The sequence below is a fragment of the Pseudomonas sp. NPDC087358 genome (assembly GCF_044900785.1).
Classification (GTDB): domain Bacteria; phylum Pseudomonadota; class Gammaproteobacteria; order Pseudomonadales; family Pseudomonadaceae; genus Aquipseudomonas.
In genome coordinates this window covers 47361-66837 of the sequence record NZ_JBJDOA010000017.1, presented here as the reverse complement: position 1 = coordinate 66837, position 19477 = coordinate 47361, and the positions used below count along the sequence as shown (strand labels likewise).

The following is a 19477-nucleotide window of genomic DNA, read 5'->3' as shown; positions in this document are numbered from 1 at the left end:
CCCGCTTCACAGTGGCGTTATCGGGCGCAGGTAAGCCGTAGATCAATGCCAATGGACGCGTCCAACCTAGATGGGTATCATGGCGCCCGCATTGCACCAGTAGCTCAGCTGGATAGAGTACTGCCCTCCGAAGGCAGGGGTCATGGGTTCGAATCCCGTCTGGTGCACCATCTTTTACTCAGGTCGTGCAATACGTTCTGAAGCGTCATAAGAAAAAGCCCGCCGATGTGCGGGCTTTTTCGTTTCCGGCGGCGGGTGACAGGTCGGGGTCGCCTTTGGCCGAAAGATGTCGAAAAGTCTTCTGCTTTTCAGTAAACCCGACAGTGAATCGTTAGCAACTCGAGCTTCTGTGCCAAGGCGTGGGACCTGGCTTGCCAGCGATCTGGCGCGTAGCGGCAGCAAACCCTGCTGACGCGGTGTGTCTGACAGCGCAAGGGTGTCTGATTTGACTGCCGGTCCCGGCAGATCGCTGGCAAGCCTAGCTCCCACGGCCTGCGGCCAGAAACTGATCTCCATGGCCGGAACACACAACGCAGAATCTACCGACCGACCGCGAACTTCACTGTGGGCGCCAGCTTGCTGGCGAACGCGGTGGGTCAGATACATTAATGTCGACTGACACCGCGCATTCGCCAGCAAGCCGGCTCTTCCGGTCAGCATCAAAAATGGTTGAACGCCTCAACCCTGCATCTGCCCGGAGGGCGTGGGAGCATGGCTTGCCAGCGATCTGGCGCGGAGCGGCAGTAGAGGCTGCTGAATCGGTATGCCAAAAACTCTTGCGGGCCGGGCCGGTTTCAAGGAATGCCAGCCGCTGATGAATGAGGAGCAAACAAGGCCATTTGCCACAGCTTGCGGGAGGTCGATTTGTCACTCTATATTTCGGCCCATCGTGCGAAACAGCGAACGGACTGTCGCCGGCTCCATTGTGGTTTTGAACAATCGGCAAAGCGTCGGAATCACTTTATCAAGGACGAACTATCACACCATGAGCACCCCCTCAAACCCCCGCTCCGAACTGTTGCAAGGTCTACTCATTGCCTTCATTGGCGTGATTTTACTGGCCATCGCCGGCTACTTGGCCAGCGAGCGGTACGTTTTCCTGTCACAGGCGCAAAGCGCGCCGGGTGTCGTCAGCGCCCTGAATGCCGGGGGGTCGCATCCACAGGTCGACTTCACCGACGGCGCAGGCGCACAGGTGTCCTACCCGCAAGGCGGAATGATTTACGGCTATCAGAGCGGTCAGTCTTTACAGGTTTTCTATCGATCTGAAAGCCCCTCCACAACGGCAGTCATCAATGACCTTGGCGCGCTGTGGGGTACCGCCGTGCTGGTCGGTTTTATCGGACTGGCCTTCACTCTCGCTGGCCTGCTGAAGTTTTCCAGGGGTAAGACACGACCCGTCGCGCCCCCCATAAAAGGACTTTGAACCCATGACCCAATCGCTCATTCCGCTTCCCGTCAATGTCAGCCAATGGAAGTACGTCACTGCCAGCAGTGGTGGCCTGACCATCATGTTCGCAGCGGGGAGTGGCGGCTCGATCACTCTGCAGACTCCAGCGGGCAAGGAGGAGAGCTTCCGTTACGGCGGTCTGGGCGCGGGGATTGGCTTCGGTGCCCGTTTGCCTCGCTTCGGCAAGGTGAACATCGCGATCAAGGGCAAGAGCGTCAGCGGTGCGGGGGCAATGGAGGCGTTTCCCAGCACCGGCCAGGTGTTCGTTGCAGACGCCATCGCCAACCGCGATCTGACACGCGATGACATTACCGGCGCTTGCGTGTTCATGGAGGTCGGTGCGGGGCTGGGGGTGGGTGGTTCGGCATCAGCCATGTTGTTCGGCCTCGATGCAAAGCTGCTGGCGCTCACCCTGGCAGTCAACACGACGCCGGTGGGAGCGGTATTGGGCCCGATGGTGATGCAACGCCAGTTGCTTCAATCAGCCAAGGGCGCGGTGGTGATGGCGGGGGTCAATGCCGGCTTGCAGGCCGGTGGTGGCGGGGCGATTTATCTGGGCGGGTTATTTTGATCCTGGGCTTGATCCGGTGCCTGCTGCCGCGCTGAGCAAAAAAAACCGGCCTTGCTCAGAGAGCAAGGCCGGCTGTTTTATCGTCTAGACCTGCTTAATCACACATTCGGGCAAGGCACTGGGGCCCAGTCGCCCAAGTCCGGGTTCTTGCACATGGCATTGACTTGAGACTGACCGGTCGCCGCCACCTGCTGGCTTGCGGCCTGCTTGGTCTTGGCAGTCTGCAGGGTCTTCTCAGTGCTGACTGCTTCCTGAGGGACGGTGGGCAGTTTCTTTTTCGCCGCAGCCTTTTTCTTGCTGGTCGTGGTGATTGCCGGCGTAACGTCGGCGGCCGCGACGGTGGCCACGTCAGTCCGCTGAACGCCTACGTTCTGCAGATCTTTTTCGTACGCCTGCGTGTAGCTGTCGAGGTTCTCACCGGCGCGACCATTCACGGCAGTGATCAAATCGTTGGACTCTTTCAGGCCCGCGACGATTTCGGCCAGGCGTTTGCGCCCTTCACTGTCATTGATGGTCTTGGCCTTGCGCGCCGACAGCAGCTTGCTGAACTCGCCCTGATAGCAAGACTGCGAAGCCTGAGCGTAAGCAGTACTGCGGTCCATGTCGGTCACGCTTTTGTTGATGTCGGTGGCGTAGGAACCAATACGCTGGTTGTCGTCGGTGATCTGCTTCTGCTTCTCGGTGTAATACCCGGCAGCACCGCCGACCAGTGCCCCACCCGCGGCGCCGATAGCGACGTTACGCGCGCGGTCCTCGGAACTGCCCACCAGCGCACCGGCCAGCGCGCCACCCAACGCTCCGACGGCCGCACCGCCGAACACCGATTTGGTGGTGTCAGAGTCGGTGTCACGCAGATGTTTCACCGGCTCGTAGCAGGTCGGGTAGTACTCGACTCTGGTGCTGGCGCCGACCTTGGAGACGGGCGAACTGGCACATCCCGCCATCATTACAGCGCTGAATCCTGCAGCAACCAACAGCAGCCCACGACAGTTGAAGGTCGATACAACGGGTTTACGGGATAACGGCATGTTCTTGCTCTCTTCTTTGGTTTTACAACGCCGGCGCAGCCAATGGCTGTCCGGACTCCCTTTTAAGCTCGCGCAACGACGGCCATCACGGTGGACTGGCCGATGCGAGCAACTGCTTCAGAATCGCCTGTGGGTCGGCGCGCTTTTGCTGGCGGTAGTTGCCCACGTGACGAACGAATAACGTGGCCCGTGCGACCAGGCTGTTGCCCAGTACGGGCTTGCGATTGAGTTCTTCCTTAACGCGCTGGAACTGCGCCTGAATCACCGCGTCGGTGTAGCGGGTACCGGTCGCCAGATTGTCGATGTAGATCGCCACCGCGCCGTCTAGCGCACTGCTGCCGTTCTCGATGGCCACGGCAAACAGTTTGGCGCTGGCTTCGTCCCTGGCGTCGGCGGCCTGCTTTTGGCTTTTCCTGAGATTGGTCAGGCGGATGTTGTAGTTATTGATGGTTTCAGCGACCAGCGCCGAAGACTGGATCAGGTTGCCCGCTGCTTCTTCGCGTTGCTGGGCAATCAGCGAGACGTTGCGTTTCAGCTCTTCGTTGACCAGGCCCAGCTCCGCTTGAAGCCTGGGGTCGGTGCTGGCGGCAATGATGCTGTCCAGGCGCTTGGTCGGATCCTGGGCATCGTCAATGGCATCCGTCAGCGACGCCAGCCGGCCCTCTTTCTGCCATTGTTCGAACAACTCCTTGTAGCGTGAACGTGGCGCAGACAGCGCACCGATGGCCACACGAAACCCCGTGGTCTCATTACTCTGCTCAGTGCCCTGCGCAGCAAACAACGGGTATTCGCGGCGCATGCCGGTAAACAGCGTGCCCTCGCCTTCGAGATAATTTCCGCCCTTGGCGACAAAACCGCCGTACGTACCCTGTCGACGGCCGGCATGCACCAACTGGAACGATTCCTGGACCATTTCGGCTGCGTTGCCAATGACGTCAAACATGCCGATCGGATTCGGCAGTTTCGTGCCGATGGGCATCAGCCGGGCGGCTTGACCTGTCCCGCCAGCGACCTGATTGAACACCGCCCAGTCTGCAAGCGGCCCATCCTCTTCGCCGCCTTCGATACGGCGCGGGAACAGTCGCCCTTCCAGCTCCTGACGGCTGACCGCCTGCCCCCCCCGCGCGGCGTACTCCCACTCGACTTCAGTAGGCAGGCGCACAAAGGCCACACCGCCATCGTCATCGTTTTTGCCCCTGCCGCTGATCGGCAGCAGGTCACGGTGGTATCTCATCAACCAGGCGCTGTAGACCGCAGAGAAACGTTCGGCGTCGAAGCGTGACAGCTTGACCATGGGCAAGCGGCCGGCCATGCCTTCGGGTACATCGCAGGCCGGGGCAGGCTCGCCACTGGCAAGCGATTGAGCCTGGGACATGACCTGCGCATATTGCCGTGCGCTGACCTCGTATTTGCCGATGAAATAGAGCATCGGTTTGAGTGGCGTGACGGCGTCGATTTTCGGCAGCATCGGGCCGATGGTCTTGCGCCAGCCGGTGGGCAGGTCGTTGAGAGTGAACTGACCGTTGATGAAGTCGCGCCGGTAACCGGAGATGAACGATTGCTTGTAGCCGGGCTCGTCCTCACTGAAGGGATAGCCCAGGCTGATTTCGCGATCGTCCAGAGCCCCTTGCGCCAGCACGTAGACGTAGCGAAACACCATCTGGCCGTCGCACGGCAACGGCAGGACCACGTCGTCCGCCAGCGGTTTGGGGTTATCCAGGTTGTCGCCATCAACCGCCAATGCCAGCGATGACAGGCTCAGGCACAGGGCAGCGAGCGCCAGTGCAGCGCAGGAGCGGCGCAACTCAAACATTTCTGATTCCTTCCGAAGCTTCGATTCGCGCCACCCGCCAACCCCCCAAGGCCGCCGCCAGGCCGCTGGCAGCGAATATGGCGAGCAGTGCGACGCAGTAGTGAGCGGGCAACAGGTAGCTGGCGTACTCGCCCGGCACCTGCATGAACAAATGGTTGAGGCCACGCTCGGCCAAGGCGTAAAGCGCAAAGCTGGCGGCCGTGGCCAGGCTGGCGCTGTAGAGCGCTTGCAGGACAACGAAGAGCAACAGCGCGCCGGTGCTGAAGCCGAGCAACCGCAGCACGGACAGCTCGCGCCGCTTGCGCTCCACGGTTGCCAGGGCCCCGGCCAATACCGCCGCCACCGCCCCCAGCACTGCCAGTGCGGCAATGATCCAAAAGACCAGCGACAGGTTGCGGCTCAATGACTTCACCTGAGCAATGGTCTGCGCCTGGGTCGCCACCGACAGCTGTTGGCTGGCGAAATACAGCCGTAGCGGCTCGACATCGTCGAGGCTGCGGGCATACAGACGAAACGCCGGGAATACTCGCGGTGCGTTGGCGGCACCGACGTCGCCCGGCCAGCCAAAAGCGTTCACTGCCCGACCGTCGCGATAATCTTCCACCGCTTCAAGCAGTGTCATCGGTGCGAACAGCGCATCGCGCCCGAATGCTTCAAGCTCGAGCACGCCGGTGATCTGCAACCGAGTCCGTTGCGCCTGCGGCCGGCCAGCGACCTGGCGAGTAAAGGTCGCATCGAGCCAATCCCCAGCCTTGGCCCCGAGCTTTTCGGCGGCTGTCCGGCTGAGCAGCACGTGATCAGGTTCGGTGGGTGGCGAAAGGTCGCCCAGCAGCGGGTCGCCCACTGCCGTCGGGATCATTTCCACGTTCACCACTTGACCCTGGGCCAGTAGCGCCAAATCGGCGGTGGCCGCAATTTGTCGTGTACGCGGCAGGGCGAACGCCACGTCTGGCCGTTGCGCCAGTTGATCGACGAACTCGGCGCCGAAACGACCTCCGCCCATGGGAATCACTTCGCGTACCGCCGGGTCACGCTCCAACCGTTGGGTGAGACTGCTGATCAGGCCGAATTTCAACCCGAACAGCACCAGCAGTGGTGCAATCACCGCGACCAGCGCCAGCACCGTGCACGCAGACAGGCGCACATCGGCGCGATAGTCCTGCCAGGCCAAGGATGCCACCAGAGCGATTCGCATCAGCGTCCCACCTCCAGTGTCGCGGTGACGCCGCCATCTTCGTCGCGCACACAGGCGATGCGTAGCGCTTGCAGACCGGCTTCGTGGGCCAAAGCTTCATCGTGCGTCGCGATCACGCAGCAGGCACCCTGGGCGCGGACCCGACCCAGCAACAGTTGCATCACCCGCAGCGCGTTCAAGGGGTCCAGTGCCGCGGTGGGCTCGTCTGCCAACAACAGCCGCGGTTCATGCGCCAACGCCCGCGCGCAGCTGACACGCTGGCGCTGGCCGACCGAAAGCGCCTGAGGCTTTTTGTCCAGTTGATCGCTCACCTCCAGCTGCGCCGCCAATCGCTCGACGCTGCCGTCATCCGCCAGTCCCAATAGTCTGCGTGACAACCCGATGTTGCCGCGTACAGAGAGATACCCCAGCAGCCCACCGCTCTGCAGCACATAGCCGATGTGGCGGCTGCGCAGAGCAGCCAGAGGGTTGTGCCGTGCGTCACGCCAGAGCCCGGCCACATCGACAGGGCCTTGTTCAGCGGCGAAATCGAAACGCTGGGATTGATCTGGCGAGAGCACCAGCGCCAGCAGATCGAGCAGCGTGCTCTTGCCGCACCCGCTCGGGCCCACCAATGCCAATTGCTGACCGACAGCCAGATCCAGGCGCGGGATCACCAGGCTGTAACGCTGGCTGCCCTCGCCTCGCGTCTTGCGCACCTCTCGCAGACTGAGCATCACGGCAGGGTCGACAGCGGTACGCGGTACAACGCATCGCCTGGCTCGGCATCGCCGAAACGGACCCAGTTGGCGAGGTCGTTATGGAAGGTTTCGTAGAGGCGGATTTTCGAATCCAGCTCATCAATGAAATCCTCCTGCTCGGCCACGCTTAGCGACAACCAGAGGTCCTGAGTCATGCTCAAGGATTTACTGCGATACGGCAGGCCTTCGAGATATTCGCCCAGCACACCGCTTTGAGCGAGATTGGCGCCCTGGCGCAGCGCCGATGGATCGCGGCTCATGTACGCGCTGGCGCTGGCGATTTCCTGGAAGAAATCCCTGGGTGAGCTTTGCGTCTTGCGCGCTGCATCGACGATCAATTTGAGTGACTGCTGCAAGTCGTTGAGCTGCAACTTGCTGAGCATCACGCACACCTGAAACTGGGGTAGCGCAGGATTGATCAGGTCGCGGTCGGCAGTCCACGCACTTACCAGCTCGGGTGCCCGAACACCGGACTGCTGACCAAGAAAATCCATGCGCATTGCGTAACCGATGGCAGCTGATTTATCAGCCACCGTCGGCGCGGCGGTAAGTGCGGGCGCGACCTGTGGCTGGCTGCTGCGTACCTGATGAGCAAGGTCGGCGAACACCGAACCAATCTCGGACACCCGCTCACCGAATTTTTCCACGTCGCCGCCGGGTACCGGCACATACAGATCGCCAATTTGCGGATTGGCGTCAGCCGTCAGGGTGCGGTACTGCTGCTCGGCAAAAGCATGATTTTTCTTGCCGGCATCGGTTTTCAGGTGCAGCGCATAGATCTTGATCTGCTTGCCCAGCGCCGCTTGCCGGACCTCGGCCTCGTTCATCTGGGTGCTGCTGTATGGATCGTTCTTGCGCAGAGAACCGGCATCACTGACCAGCAGAATCAGCCGTCCGCCATAGCCCGACCAGTCCATGCCGTTGACCGCCTGCATGACGCCCGCGAAAGCGTCCTCGTTGAAAGAATGGCTGGACACACTGGTCGCCTTGACCTGCCGCGCCAACTGCAAAAAGCGCTGCGGATCCCGGCCTTGCTCAAGCGTGATCAGCGTCTTGCTGAGGTACTCAAGGCCTGGCGTCCGGGTGACATTGTTGCGAAAACCCACCAGACCGAAACTGACGTTATCGAGCTCACCGCGTTTGGCGATCTGGTTTTGCAGCTCGGCAACCACATCACGCACCTGATCGATGTAGGGCTGCATTGACACCGATGTATCGACAACCAGCACTACGCCGGTTCGAAAGGCATCCGTGCCGGTCGCTGTCCTGACCTGCGCGCCTGAAGGGGTCCTCTGTGGGGTGTTGCCGGGGTCGATGGAGGCGACGTTGAGCAGTTGAACAGGCTGACCGTTGCGGTCAAAAGTCTCCTTGGAGTCAAAGATCGGCAGCAGATAGAACTGACTCTGCGGCACCGCACTTGCGGCAGGCTCCAGCGCCAGCACCTGCCGTGTGTCATCGGCATTGTTCTGCGCGTTGAGCAGCAGCTTTCTTGCCGCCGCCGGATCATTGAGCAGACGTTCAAGTTGCCCGGGCTCGCGCACAAACATGGCGGGGGAACGACCGGAGCGCTCGCTGAATTTCAGCACCAGGCTCTGCTTCCAGTCACTCACCTGATCGGCCGCCAACCAGCCTTCACTGTGCCCGTCACTGGCGGCGCCGACCCGTAACCACTCGCTGCCCCCGACACGCTTGCGCTGGTAGACATACAGCACCGAAAACGCAGGCAGCAGCTGATCCCCTGCGGCAACACCCGCAGCACTGGAAAAGCGCGCGCCTGGCTTGCTCAATACACGCTGAAACAAGGTCTTTTTGTTCGCCATCAGCAGCGGACGATCACCACCGTCGGCTTCCACGGGCGGCAGCTGATCGACACTCGCCGACCCGGGCGTGTTGATCCCCGCGGCAGGCGACGCAATGGCCTGCGTGCCGGCGTTCTTCTGGGGAGCCGATGAGGTACCAGCAGCCGTTGTCGATGCAGCAACCGTCGCAGCCACCGCAGGCGTGTCATCACTCAACCACCAGTAGCCACCGACACCCAGCCCCAATGCTGCGGCGATTGCCACCGCCAGCAACGCGAACAGCGGACCTTTGCGCTGTTCGGATTGTTCTGGCGTTTCAGGCGCCGGCATGGCTCGTTGCGACGCAGCGGGCTGCATAGCCGGGGTACCCGGGATCTCGATGGACGCAGGTGCCAGCCCGGCCAGCTCGTCCTTTGGGCGCGGTTGCCGGTGCAGGTCTGCAGGGGGCAGGGGCAGCGAGCGGATGGTCGTTGCGTCGGAATTATCAGGTGGCAGGCTGTCCAGTGCGGCGATCAGCTCGGCAGCGTCGGCAAACCGCTCTTCGCGGTTTTTGGCCAACAGTTTGCTGAGGATGTACTGATAGCGCCCGTGATGGATTGGCAGCTCCGGCAGTGGCTCGGTCAGGTGCGCCAGCGCGGTAGACAGCGCGTCAGTGCCGCTGAAAGGGAGTTTGCCGACGAGCATTTCGTAAAGCACCACACCTAACGCATAGAGGTCGGCACGGCCATCGATTTCCAGACCGCGCGCCTGCTCCGGGCTCATGTAGCTGGGCGTGCCGACGGCCAGACCTGCCTGGGTGAATTGCGTGCGATCATCCAGAGACTTGGCGATGCCAAAGTCCGATAACACAGCAGAACCGTTGGCGCGGAAAAGGATGTTCGCCGGTTTTACATCCCGGTGCACCAGACCCTGGGCATGGGCATAGCCCAGGGCAGAGGCGATCTGGCGAATGTAGGTCAACCCCTGCTCGGCACTCATGCCAGCGGCCACGCGTTCTTTCAACGTGCCGTTGGGCAGGTATTCCATGGCCATGTAATACAGTTCGCCAACGTTACCGATGTCGTGAATGGTGACGGTGTGCGGGTGCGACAAGCGCGCCAGGGTCTTGCCTTCGCGCAGAAAACGCTCGCAGAACGTGGGGTCGGCCGCCAGCGCCGCAGCCATGATTTTCAGCGCGACCTTGCGTTCAAGCGAGCGCTGCGTCGCCAGATACACGCTGGCCATCGCGCCTTCGCCAATCTCGCCTTCTATGTCGAATCCGGGGATCAGTATGTCCATGAATGGGTCTTCAGCAGGCTTTGACGACGATGGCCGTGATGTTGTCGGGGGCGCCCCGGGTCAGTCCCAGATGCACCAGGCTGCGGACCACCTGATAGGGGTCGGCATGGCCCAGCACATCGCGAATCTCGTGATCTTCAGCGGTTTTGTTCAGCCCGTCGCTGCACAGCAGGTAGGTGTCACCGGGCAGGATGTCGAGGTTGATAACGGCCAGATCCAGCGCATCGTCGACGCCGACGGCGCGGGTGATGACGTTGGCGCGCGGATGCACGCGAGCTTCGGCTTCGCTCAGCAGGCCGCTGTCCTGCAGCTCCTGGACGTAACTGTGGTCGCGGGAAAGGCCCTGTAACTGGCCATCGCGCAAACGGTAAAGGCGACTGTCGCCCGCCCAGAGACACATGCCTTGATTGGCGTGAACCGCCAACACCACGACCGTGCTGCCCATCACGCCGAGCCCGCGACGCAGGGTCTCCTGGCGGACGGCGCTGTTCACCTGCGTCAGCGCGCAGCGCAGTGCACAGGCGTAGTCAGGCAATGCATCAGCAGTGGTTATATGGCGCAGAGCATCGACAATCAGACTGGCGACGTAATCCCCCGCCGCATGACCGCCCATCCCATCGGCAATGACCCATAGGCCGTTCTCCGGCGATTCGAGAAAAGCGTCTTCATTGATTTGCCGCACCATGCCGACATGGCTGTAGCTGGCAGAGCAGTAGCGAAGGGTTTCAGGCAATACAGGCATCTAGGTCGACGCTCCTTGTCCCAACAGATAGCGACCAAATTGCGCAGCATCGGGCAGGCCATGGCAGCGCAGCAGGCCAGCGGCAATACGTTCGGATCCTTTGCCCCACCAGAGGCTCACGCCTTCGCAGGCAAGCTCGGCAAGCATCCGATGACGGCTGTGCGCATCGATTGCGCCCGTGCGCTGCAAACCCGCGAAATGGCTGACGGGCTCACGAACCGCAGCAGGGAGGAGTCCGAGCGTAGTGATGCGCTCCTGAAATGCCGGAAGATCAGCTCCCTGCTCCAAAGTCCCCAGCATCAGCGCCTCGACCTGCTCGAACCAGTACTCGGGCGCACTGAGCAAGGCGGCGAGCGATCGTTCGGGCTCCAGTGTCTGCGCCACGGTCAACGGGAAATATCGCCCGACCCTGTCGATACTCGGCATCAGCACGCCCACCACCGCTTCAGGGCCACACACCCCGGCCGCCAGGACAAAGCGCCACAACGGGCTGACCAGATAGGCATCCAGCCAATCCTCGCCCAGTTGCTGCTGGCTGACATGCAACCCGGCCGCCAGCCATGTATCCCAGGGTTGAATGAAGCTTTGCGGCAGGCCACGGCTGACAAAGTCGCCTCGGCTGGCCAACTTGCCGTAGAAACCCAGCGTCGTCATAACCGCTCCGGCAGGCTGAAACCGCTCAACACGCGGCTCTTGAACGGGTTGAACGCGCTGTTTGCGCGCAGCTCATAGGAAATGCTGGCGTTGTCCACTCGCAAACGCAGGTTGAAACGGTCCGGCGAGCCGCCTGTCACCAGGTCCGATTGCTCCAACAGGCGGAACCATGCCCAGGGGCCGTCCAGCGTGATGCCGGACCGCCCGCTCGCCGCTGGTGGCGAGATCGAAAGACGCACCACCCCGATGCTGCCGGGGTTGGGCCACTGCATCGCCACCGGCCGGCTCGGGCCGTGGTCATAGCTGATCTGCTGTCCGTCCAGATCAAGCAGGAACTGATTGACCGAGGCATCCATCGCCACCGGCTTGAGTTCGAAACGTACGGTTGGCTGCACGCCGCCGGAGCGAAAGAATGCATCACGTATCACAGCTGCGCGCTGGAAGGTCTGCAATACCGACGCGTTTATCCCGAGCTTTTGCGCGGCTCCCGGTTGCCAGCGCCAAGCGGATGCCGAGGTGTCTACGTAGGCTTGCAGGTACTTGCGAAAGTAGTTGTCCATCACCCCGCCGACCCCGAAGAACTGCCCGAAGTCGTCCAGCGTGGCATCGCGCGCGCTACCCGGTGCCAGGGGATAACGACCGCTCAAGGACTGGCGATAGACGTTCACCACGTCGCTGACCCAGGCGGCATTCAGTTGGTTGCGCACACCGCCCATCATGGTGTTGGTGGTAGAGCTGACTACCGATTTAACCAGCCCCTGCACCACGGGCGGCTGCCGGTCAGCATTGAGGCTGACGCGTGTGGCCGCAGCGCTCGCCGAGTTTTTCGCCTCGCCCAGCAAGGCGTCGCCACTGGCGCCGGCCATCGCACTGACCTGCACATACAGCGCGTTCATGTCCGCCAGCAGCCCATCGATAGCCGCTGGTTCGCCTTCACCTTTGCTGACGAACGCATTGAGGTCGGCAAAGTGTGCAGTGACTGGGTCTTCGCTAGCCGCAGGCGCTGCGGTATCGCTTGCAGGCTCGCGACCCAGGATCGAACCCAGGCGTTGCTTGAGCTGGTCGACACCGCCCTCAACCTTTCTGCCCTGCTCGGCCAGCAACTTGTCCTCCTGCTGCAGATCGGTTTCCTTCGCCACGGCCACCAACAGCTTTTTCAGGGGAGATGTCGGGCCGGAGATCACCCGCAGCACGTCGGCCGCCTGAGCCACGCTGGTGATCGGCACGAAGTCGACATCAGCCAGCAAGGCGTCCCATTGACGCTGATAATCCTGGAAGTACAAACGACGCACATCGGCCGCCAGGCTGACGACGTTCTGTTGATCGGCGCGATCGAGCCCCAGCACCCACTGCTCTTCGGCCAGCGTGCTGGCCTGGCTCAGGCTGGATGCCAGGAAGGCCTCGCGGTACCCTTTGGCCGTAAAGAACCCGCTCAACGGCTCGCCCAGCGGCTTGCCGCTCTTGCGTGAAAATACCAGCGCTGCATCCCGCCCGGCGCTGTCGGTCAGGCGGAAGTCTGGGACGCTCTGCGCTAGCTTCTGACGCTTGACCCGGTCATACACCCGCTGCGCCACTGGCAGCTGTTGCAATTGGCGACGCAGATCATCGATCAGCTGCTGATCAAGGCGTGCCGTGGGCGGATGGCGCGCGAACAGTGCCTGCAAGTGCTCGCCCAGCGCCAGCCGTTGCTCCGGCGGCAGATCCCGGGGCAGGCTTTGATCCCAATCCAGGGCGATCCAGGCCTTGATGAAATCGGGGTCGTAATGATCGCTGTCAGCCAGCATCAGATACGCCTTGAGCCCTTCGTACAGAAAGTCGGAACCGCCCCCGCTGCGCAGTTGCTCTTCCATTCGGGTCAGCAGGCGCGGCGCAAACACGGCGATGAGCAACTTGCGATACACGCTGGCGGCCTGCGCTTGCAGCATATCGCCCTGGAACAGGCCCAGACCCTGCGACATGGCCGGAGGATCGCCGGCCAGATTGCGCACTGCATTGAGCAGCGGCAGTACGGCCAGTACGTCGCGCTGCGCCGGGCCAAGGCTCTGCACCCCTTGCGCCAGCGGCTCGACCTTGAGCTTTACCTGCTCGATATACGTCTCGTTGGCCCGGTAGCTGACCAGCCACAACGCGCCGACAACCAGCACCACGCCGACCGTTGCGGCCAGCGCGCCCCGAGCCAGCCATTTGCGGCGACGCTCGACTTTCGGGTTGACGCCGACCAGCCCGCGCTCGGCGAACGCCACGGCGGTGAACAGTTTCTCGATGAAGTAGCTGCGTCCGGTGCCGGTCTGTCGCGCAAGGTGTTGACGATCCAGACTCATGCTCTGGGCCATGGCGCCGATCAGGCGATCGATCGGGCTGCCTTCCTGTGTGCCGCTGGTGAAATAGACACCCCGCAACAATGCCCGGTCTTCAAACGCATTGGGTTTGAACACCCCGTCGAGGAACCCTTGCAGGGTTTCTTTCAGCGCGCCGAACTGCTGCACGAAGCCATAGATCAGGTCACGACGCGCTGGATCACGCTCTTGTTGCAATCGCTCGATGAGCCGCGCATTCAGGCGCTGCTCCAGCAAAGCGAACTCACTGAGAAAGTGCGCCAGCGGCCCGTCGGCATCGCGTTGCTTGCCATCATCAAGGGCGAAGGTCATTCCCCAGACTTGCGCACGCTCCTCTTTGCTCAGCGCATCGAAAAACTCCATGAACCCTGGTACCAGATCGAGCTTGGTGAGCATCACATAGATTGGAAACCGCACCCCCAGTTGGCTATACAGCTCCTGGATCCGTGCCCGGATCGCCGCGGCATGGGCAGCGCGCTCAGCCTCACTGCCCAGGAGCAGATCGGACAGACTGATCGCAATGAACGCACCGTCCACAGGACGACGAGAACGCTGGGTTTTCAGCAGATCGAGAAAGCCAAGCCACGCCGCCTTGTCCACCTGAGCGTGGCTGTCCTGAGTGGTGTAACGGCCAGCCGTATCGAGCAGAACAGCCTGATCGGTGAACCACCAGTCGCAGTTGCGGGTGCCACCGACACCGCGAATGGCGCCCGCGCCCATTTGCCCTGCCAAGGGAAAATGCAGCCCGGAGTTGACCAGTGCGGTGGTTTTGCCCGAGCCCGGCGGCCCGATGATCACGTACCACGGCAACTCGTAGAGATTGCGACGCTCATCACCGCCCAACCGGGCTTTCTTCAGCAGCTTGAGCGCTTCTTCCATGCGTTGACGCAGGGTCGCGAGCTCCTCGGCGGTCGCCGCGCTGGCAGGATCCGCTGCGGTTTCTGCGGCCAGGCTCGCCAGCATCTTTGCTGCGTGCCGCCGTGCCTGAACGATGCGCAAGACCCGCCAGCCGAGCCAGGCTGCAAACAGTACTACGATCAATGCCCAACGCCGCCCTTCAGGCGCCAGTACCTCCAGCAGCGGGCCGATGAACCAGATGATCAGGCTCAGGGCGATCAGACCGAGCACCGGCACCACCCAGCGAATGACAAAACCAAAAAACGCCTTCACTCAACCCCCTCCGCCAATACAGTGATTTCGACCCGTCGATTTTTCGCCCGCCCCTCGGCAGTGGCGTTGGAGGCGACGGGGTCGGTGTCGCTGCGTCCCTCTGCCCAGAAGCGTTCAGGCTGGCCGGTCTTGGCCACGAGTATTTGCAGGACCTGCTCGGCTCGCGCCTGAGACAGCGCCCAATTGGAGGGAAATCGCAGGGTAGCGATGGGGCGGTTGTCACTGTGACCGGTGATGCGCACCTGGCCCTTGACCTTGCGAACGGCGTCGGCAATGCGCAGCATCAGCGGCTGGAAATCGTTGACGATGGTGGCGCTGCCGGAGGAGAAGATCTCGTCACCGCGAATGGTCACCACCGAGCGATCCACTGCGTCTTCCACGGCAACGCGGTTGGCCTTGATGTCCTCTGCCAGAAACGCCGCCAAGCGCGGGCGCTCGATAACCTTGGGCTGCACCACGGCAGGCGTGACGGCCTGCACGGGAATCTCACCCAGCGCCTGCATGCTTTTGAACACCGGCTCGGCATCGCAAGCGAGCTTCAGCCGCAAGCCCAACAGCAGCAACAGCAACAGCGCCAACCCGATTGCCACGCCCACCCAGGGCGGCATGAACTGGGACAGCCGATCACGCACCACAGACAGCCCACGCCAATGGGGCGACAGCTCGCGTTCAAATTCGCCACGAGCACCACGAATGGCCGCGCTGGTGCGTTCGCGCAAGGCTTGCAACTGGCTGCGACCATCGTTCATGACCCGATAACGGCCTTCAAAACCCAAGCACATGCACAGGTACAACAGTTCCAGCAGATACAGGCGTTCGCGAGGGCTCTGCAAACAGTGCTCCAACAGCTGGAATACCTTTTCGCCGCCCCAGGCTTCGTTGTGCACTGTGATCAGCAGGCTCTGCTTACCCCATTCACTGGTGCTGCCCCATGGGGTGCTGAGCACCGCTTCATCCAGGGCCGTGCATAAGGCATAGCGCGCCAGCAGTACTTCGTTGCGTGCGACTCCTGCCGCCTCTGCACGCTCTTCAAACTGACGCAGGTATGCGAGCAATTGCGCTCTCAAGCTGGCGGGTGCCGGGTGCGCGATGGTGCTGCGCAAACGAGTGAGCAAGGCCAGCAGCGGACCGGCTGCCGCCTCCAGCGGATTCAGGCCTTCTGCCCGGCCCATTGGCAGCGGCGCTGGGGGTACCGACAACGGTTCAGAGGCCCGATCCGCTTGATCGGCAGGCTGCACCACGCGTCCGCCGGGGCGCGGCATGAACTGCGTGCGCTCGTTTGGCGATGGCGGGTTGAAGGGTTCGTCATGGGAAGGCATCGCGGTTTATCCTCGGATGGCCCAGAAAGTCAGGTTCAACCCGGGAAATTCACCGGCCACGTGGAAGGCGAAACCGCCTGAATGCGTCAACTGTTTCCAATGTTCGCTGCCGCGATCGAGCTCGTAGTAAGTGGAGCCGGTGTGGAACGGGATTTGCCGCGGCGCCACTGGCAAAGGCAGCAGGCCGATGCCCGGCAACTGCAGGTTGACCAGGTCACGAATGTGCTCCACCGATCCGATCTTGCTCTGCTGGGCGAAACGTCCGCGCAGGGTCTCGCTGGGCACGTCGGCGCGCACCACCAGGACAAAGCTGGCGGTGTCGATCAGCGTCCGGTCAGCCAGCATCGCCACATGGATGCCATAGGCTTTTTCGACGATGGGAATCGGTGTCGCCTTGCTGTCGATCAGCATCGACAGTGCCTCGCGCAACGCCTGCATGACCGGTGCGAAGCTTGCGGCCAGATCGTCATGCTGATAGCGCGCAAACGCTTGGGGCCTGCGCCCGGAGGTCGCGAATGTGGCGAACTCACCCGCCAGACTCACCAGCTCGCTGTAAAAACGCTCGGGGTGCAACGGCGTCAGTTGGCTCATATGACTGATCAGCGGCTCGGCACGGTTGACCAGCTGCAACAGCATGAAATCAGCGATTTCCGAGGCCCCGCCGGCACCGGAAGCCACCACCCGACCGGCCAGTGCTTCACCGCGCTGATGCAGCAAACCCGACAGCTCGCTGCGAAATGAAGACAGCGCTTCGCAGGCCGTAACATCCAGAATGGGCGGGATGTAGCTCTCATCCAGGACAAGCGCGCGATCTGCACGCTTTTCCTTCACCCGCGCCACACCGACGACGGCGTAATCGCCCAAGCCGTCCTTGTGCGTCAACAATCGCAGTGCCCGAGCGCCGAGCGCTACCGGTACGCGGCTTTCGAACGGGGCGTTGTCATCACGCACCTCTCGCACCTGACTGACAAAACGGGCACCGCCCGGCGTCTCTCCTTCATCGACCGTGTCCCGCTGGCCCGCGCGCTTGAGCGGCAAGGCCAGATACACCAGGCCGTCACGCAGGTTGTCGTCGATGCTCAACGGAACGGGCGCCAGATCGTCATGAGGGATGTTGAACGGAGTGCCATCGGGCAAAAGCCCCCGCGCGGCGACGATCGACAGCTTGCCCTGGGCCAGCAGACCCTGATCCAGCGACAGCTCGGAAAACCCCCAGGCGCCGGCTGAGAGCGGGCGGCTGCGAGCATCGATGAGGTTTTCCAGATAACGGTCATGCTGCTGAAAGTGCTGAGTTCCGATGAACATGCCTTCCGACCAGACCACACGATTGTTCCAGGACATGGGTTCTCCGATAGCCTATTGGGCGGGGCGAGTTGATTGGGCAACGGGATCGCTGCTCACGCTGCGGGCCTCCAGGGCGACCTGGAATTCACTGGCTTGTCGGGGCACGACCGCAAGCACGGAGCGCCAGCGGGCCTGATCGATTTCGCGGTAGCCGACCACCAGCCCGATCTGGCGGGTGGCAGGGTTGAGGTCACGATTGAGGGTCAGGTGCTGGCCGGGCTGGAGCAGCACTTCATCCTGCTCGATCAGATCGGCGCCCAGCGTTACCTGAGCGCGCTCAGCGAGGGCGAAATAATCGGCGCGCATGAAACTGGCGGTGTTCTTGAGCTCGTAAATCCGCACCCGTACAGGCGCAGGTTGGCCGCTGGCGCCGGGATTAAGACCGGTAACCGCGTTGAAGTGCAGCGCAAGGGTGGTGACATCGGCGGTCTGCTCGACCGGCTCCGGCGCATCTGCGTGTCTGGCACAAGAAACCAGCAGCAATGCCATAGCGGCTGCTGATACAACTCTTCGAAACATCCTGCGTCCTCATGACGTACTGACTGTCTGTCCGTTTTTCCTGATGCCGCTGCTCAGGAGCGGCGTAGTCGTGTGCTGTGCTCCTCATACGCACGACTGAATTCGCGGCCGAACAGGACCTGAAAGTCCTCTTCGGCTTCGTCTGAAATCTGCGAGTAAAGCTCGGTAAATTGCTGCCAGTACTGGGCCTGACGCGAGCCGAAAAGATTGGACAACGCACCCGGCTTGCCCATGCGAGCCTCAAGCTGTGCGGGCTCGAAACGCTTGAGCAATGCCTTGATTGCAGCCTCGACACCGGCCATTACCGCCAGTTGGTGGGCACGCAGATCGTCGAAGCTGTCGGCAATCGCGCGGTCCGGCGGCATGAACGCCTGAGTGCCGTGACGCAGCAGCAACAACAAGGCCTCATCCGCATTGGGGGCGAACTTCAGTGGGTTGTTTTCTACCGGGCCAATCGTCGTCTGTTGCATGCGGAACTCACCCTTGAGGCTGCTGCGCGCGCGCAACACGTCGATCATGCCCTCGACCATCAGCCGATAGCTGCGACCGATAGACTCCATCTGCGCCCGCGCCTGATGGGTCTCGATACGTAGCTGGTCCAGCCCGGCACCGCGCAGGAACGCCTGAAGCAAATCACCCTGATCGGCATTACTCGCAGCAACCGCCTGCGCGGCCACCGATACCGACGGCGACGCGACGTCAGGCGCGGCAGGGTCCTGCGTAGCGAGCTGAGCCGGTACTGCCGGCGGTGCGACAGGCATGGCTGAGGCAGTCACCGGCCTGTCGGCGAGAAGGTCCCAGTCCTCGGGAATGACCCCGGCAGCGGAGACAACCGCTGGCTCGGTTTTCGTCCCCGGGGGCGACTGCGGTGTCGGTGGCCGAAAATCATGACGCTCTACAGGCACGTGATCGGATCGGGTCGCGGGAGGCACACTGGACGGGCTCAGAAAATCGAACAGATCAGGGAATGTGTCCTGCGCGGCGCCCCCCTGGAAATGTGCAGCTGGCAACGCCTCGACCAGTGCTGGCGAAACGCGCTCTTGACGCTTCATCAACGCGTCAAAACCGTTGGATGAGTCACCGCCAATAAAACTTGAGTCTGGTTGTTTCATTTCAAAATCGATGCGTGCGCGAATTTCGTATTCACCGATTCGAATCAGCTCACCATCGGCCAGCGGTTCGCTGTTGCCCCGCCGCAGGCGGATACCGGCATTGACCAGCTCAACACCGTTAGTGCTGTTATCGGTCAAGTAGTAGCGGCCGTCTTTATATTGAATGACGCAATGTCTAGAAGAAACAAGGCGTTCAGGATCTGGAAGTACCCAGTCATTTTCTTGACTGCGGCCAATTGCCATCACCCCGTTATCCAGCGATTTTTCGGGGACTTGGCCAGGGGTTATCTTGTGATAACTGGTGATTGTCAAACAGAGCGACACTGCGCCTCCTTGCTTGCACTGCGAAGCCTCGACCCGGACACAGCAACCTGCGCAGAACAGTCGAAAATCGTGCAAAAACGCTC

At 61.9% G+C, this 19477-nt stretch carries 14 protein-coding genes and 1 tRNA gene; 3 read left to right on the top strand and 12 right to left on the bottom strand.

Annotated elements, in window-relative coordinates:
* The first annotated feature begins 93 nt into the window (after window positions 1–93).
* The 3 genes from ACI2KS_RS27030 (at window position 94) to ACI2KS_RS27020 (ending at window position 2021) form a co-directional block, all read left to right on the top strand.
* Window positions 94–170 (top strand) — tRNA-Arg (locus ACI2KS_RS27030).
* A gap of 815 nt (window positions 171–985) precedes the next feature.
* Window positions 986–1426 carry a DUF3592 domain-containing protein gene (locus ACI2KS_RS27025; RefSeq protein ID WP_404624089.1) on the top strand — a complete coding sequence of 147 codons (441 nt, stop codon included), beginning with the start codon at window positions 986–988 and terminating at the stop codon, window positions 1424–1426.
* Between the two features lie 4 nt (window positions 1427–1430).
* Window positions 1431–2021: a hypothetical protein gene (locus ACI2KS_RS27020; RefSeq protein ID WP_404624088.1), complete on the top strand. Its 591-nt coding sequence runs from the start codon at window positions 1431–1433 to the stop codon at window positions 2019–2021.
* Between the two features lie 98 nt (window positions 2022–2119).
* On the opposite strand, the gene tagQ is transcribed toward ACI2KS_RS27020, so the two are convergent.
* The 12 genes from tagQ to tagH all read right to left on the bottom strand — a co-directional run bounded on the left by tagQ (window position 2120) and on the right by tagH (window position 19394).
* Window positions 2120–3049, bottom strand: coding sequence for a type VI secretion system-associated lipoprotein TagQ (gene tagQ, locus ACI2KS_RS27015; RefSeq protein ID WP_404624087.1), 930 nt, complete (start codon window positions 3047–3049; stop codon window positions 2120–2122).
* A gap of 85 nt (window positions 3050–3134) precedes the next feature.
* Window positions 3135–4862 (bottom strand): formylglycine-generating enzyme family protein, encoded by a 1728-nt coding sequence (locus ACI2KS_RS27010; protein ID WP_404624086.1) that lies wholly within the window; start codon window positions 4860–4862, stop codon window positions 3135–3137.
* Window positions 4855–6057, bottom strand: a complete 1203-nt coding sequence (locus ACI2KS_RS27005) for an ABC transporter permease (protein WP_404624085.1) — start codon at window positions 6055–6057, stop codon at window positions 4855–4857. The genes ACI2KS_RS27010 and ACI2KS_RS27005 overlap by 8 nt, the downstream gene beginning before the upstream one ends.
* On the bottom strand, window positions 6057–6773 hold the full coding sequence (locus tag ACI2KS_RS27000) for an ABC transporter ATP-binding protein (RefSeq protein WP_404624084.1): 717 nt from the start codon (window positions 6771–6773) through the stop codon (window positions 6057–6059). Before ACI2KS_RS27000 ends, ACI2KS_RS27005 begins: the two co-directional genes overlap by 1 nt.
* Window positions 6773–9874, bottom strand: coding sequence for a protein kinase (locus ACI2KS_RS26995; protein ID WP_404624083.1), 3102 nt, complete (start codon window positions 9872–9874; stop codon window positions 6773–6775). The genes ACI2KS_RS27000 and ACI2KS_RS26995 overlap by 1 nt, the downstream gene beginning before the upstream one ends.
* 10 nt (window positions 9875–9884) lie before the next feature.
* On the bottom strand, window positions 9885–10616 hold the full coding sequence (locus ACI2KS_RS26990; RefSeq protein WP_404624082.1) for a PP2C family protein-serine/threonine phosphatase: 732 nt from the start codon (window positions 10614–10616) through the stop codon (window positions 9885–9887).
* A complete protein-coding gene (tagF, locus tag ACI2KS_RS26985) occupies window positions 10617–11270 on the bottom strand; it encodes a type VI secretion system-associated protein TagF (protein ID WP_404624081.1) in 654 nt (217 codons plus the stop codon).
* Entirely contained in the window at window positions 11267–14776 is a 3510-nt protein-coding gene (gene tssM, locus ACI2KS_RS26980; protein ID WP_404624080.1) for a type VI secretion system membrane subunit TssM, read from the bottom strand. The genes tagF and tssM overlap by 4 nt, the downstream gene beginning before the upstream one ends.
* Window positions 14773–16095 carry a DotU family type VI secretion system protein gene (locus ACI2KS_RS26975; RefSeq protein ID WP_404624079.1) on the bottom strand — a complete coding sequence of 441 codons (1323 nt, stop codon included), beginning with the start codon at window positions 16093–16095 and terminating at the stop codon, window positions 14773–14775. Before ACI2KS_RS26975 ends, tssM begins: the two co-directional genes overlap by 4 nt.
* Before the next feature lie 6 nt (window positions 16096–16101).
* The gene (gene tssK / locus ACI2KS_RS26970; protein WP_404624078.1) at window positions 16102–17436 is read right to left on the bottom strand and encodes a type VI secretion system baseplate subunit TssK; all 1335 of its coding nucleotides are present in this window, start codon (window positions 17434–17436) and stop codon (window positions 16102–16104) included.
* Window positions 17437–17451: 15 nt separating this feature from the next.
* Window positions 17452–17958 (bottom strand): type VI secretion system lipoprotein TssJ, encoded by a 507-nt coding sequence (gene tssJ, locus ACI2KS_RS26965; RefSeq protein ID WP_404624077.1) that lies wholly within the window; start codon window positions 17956–17958, stop codon window positions 17452–17454.
* A gap of 53 nt (window positions 17959–18011) precedes the next feature.
* Window positions 18012–19394, bottom strand: a complete 1383-nt coding sequence (gene tagH / locus ACI2KS_RS26960; protein ID WP_404624076.1) for a type VI secretion system-associated FHA domain protein TagH — start codon at window positions 19392–19394, stop codon at window positions 18012–18014.
* Between the last annotated feature and the right edge of the window lie 83 nt (window positions 19395–19477).

Excerpts from the sequence above, each read along its gene's own strand:
- ACI2KS_RS27025 (WP_404624089.1), top strand. The coding sequence starts at position 986 with ATGAGCACCCCCTCAAACCCCCGCTCCGAACTGTTGCAAGGTCTACTC.
- ACI2KS_RS27020 (WP_404624088.1), top strand. The coding sequence starts at position 1,431 with ATGACCCAATCGCTCATTCCGCTTCCCGTCAATGTCAGCCAATGGAAG.
- tagQ (WP_404624087.1), bottom strand. The coding sequence starts at position 3,049 with ATGCCGTTATCCCGTAAACCCGTTGTATCGACCTTCAACTGTCGTGGG.
- ACI2KS_RS27010 (WP_404624086.1), bottom strand. The coding sequence starts at position 4,862 with ATGTTTGAGTTGCGCCGCTCCTGCGCTGCACTGGCGCTCGCTGCCCTG.
- ACI2KS_RS27005 (WP_404624085.1), bottom strand. The coding sequence starts at position 6,057 with ATGCGAATCGCTCTGGTGGCATCCTTGGCCTGGCAGGACTATCGCGCC.
- ACI2KS_RS27000 (WP_404624084.1), bottom strand. The coding sequence starts at position 6,773 with ATGCTCAGTCTGCGAGAGGTGCGCAAGACGCGAGGCGAGGGCAGCCAG.
- ACI2KS_RS26995 (WP_404624083.1), bottom strand. The coding sequence starts at position 9,874 with ATGGACATACTGATCCCCGGATTCGACATAGAAGGCGAGATTGGCGAA.
- ACI2KS_RS26990 (WP_404624082.1), bottom strand. The coding sequence starts at position 10,616 with ATGCCTGTATTGCCTGAAACCCTTCGCTACTGCTCTGCCAGCTACAGC.
- tagF (WP_404624081.1), bottom strand. The coding sequence starts at position 11,270 with ATGACGACGCTGGGTTTCTACGGCAAGTTGGCCAGCCGAGGCGACTTT.
- ACI2KS_RS26975 (WP_404624079.1), bottom strand. The coding sequence starts at position 16,095 with ATGCCTTCCCATGACGAACCCTTCAACCCGCCATCGCCAAACGAGCGC.
- tssK (WP_404624078.1), bottom strand. The coding sequence starts at position 17,436 with ATGTCCTGGAACAATCGTGTGGTCTGGTCGGAAGGCATGTTCATCGGA.
- tssJ (WP_404624077.1), bottom strand. The coding sequence starts at position 17,958 with ATGTTTCGAAGAGTTGTATCAGCAGCCGCTATGGCATTGCTGCTGGTT.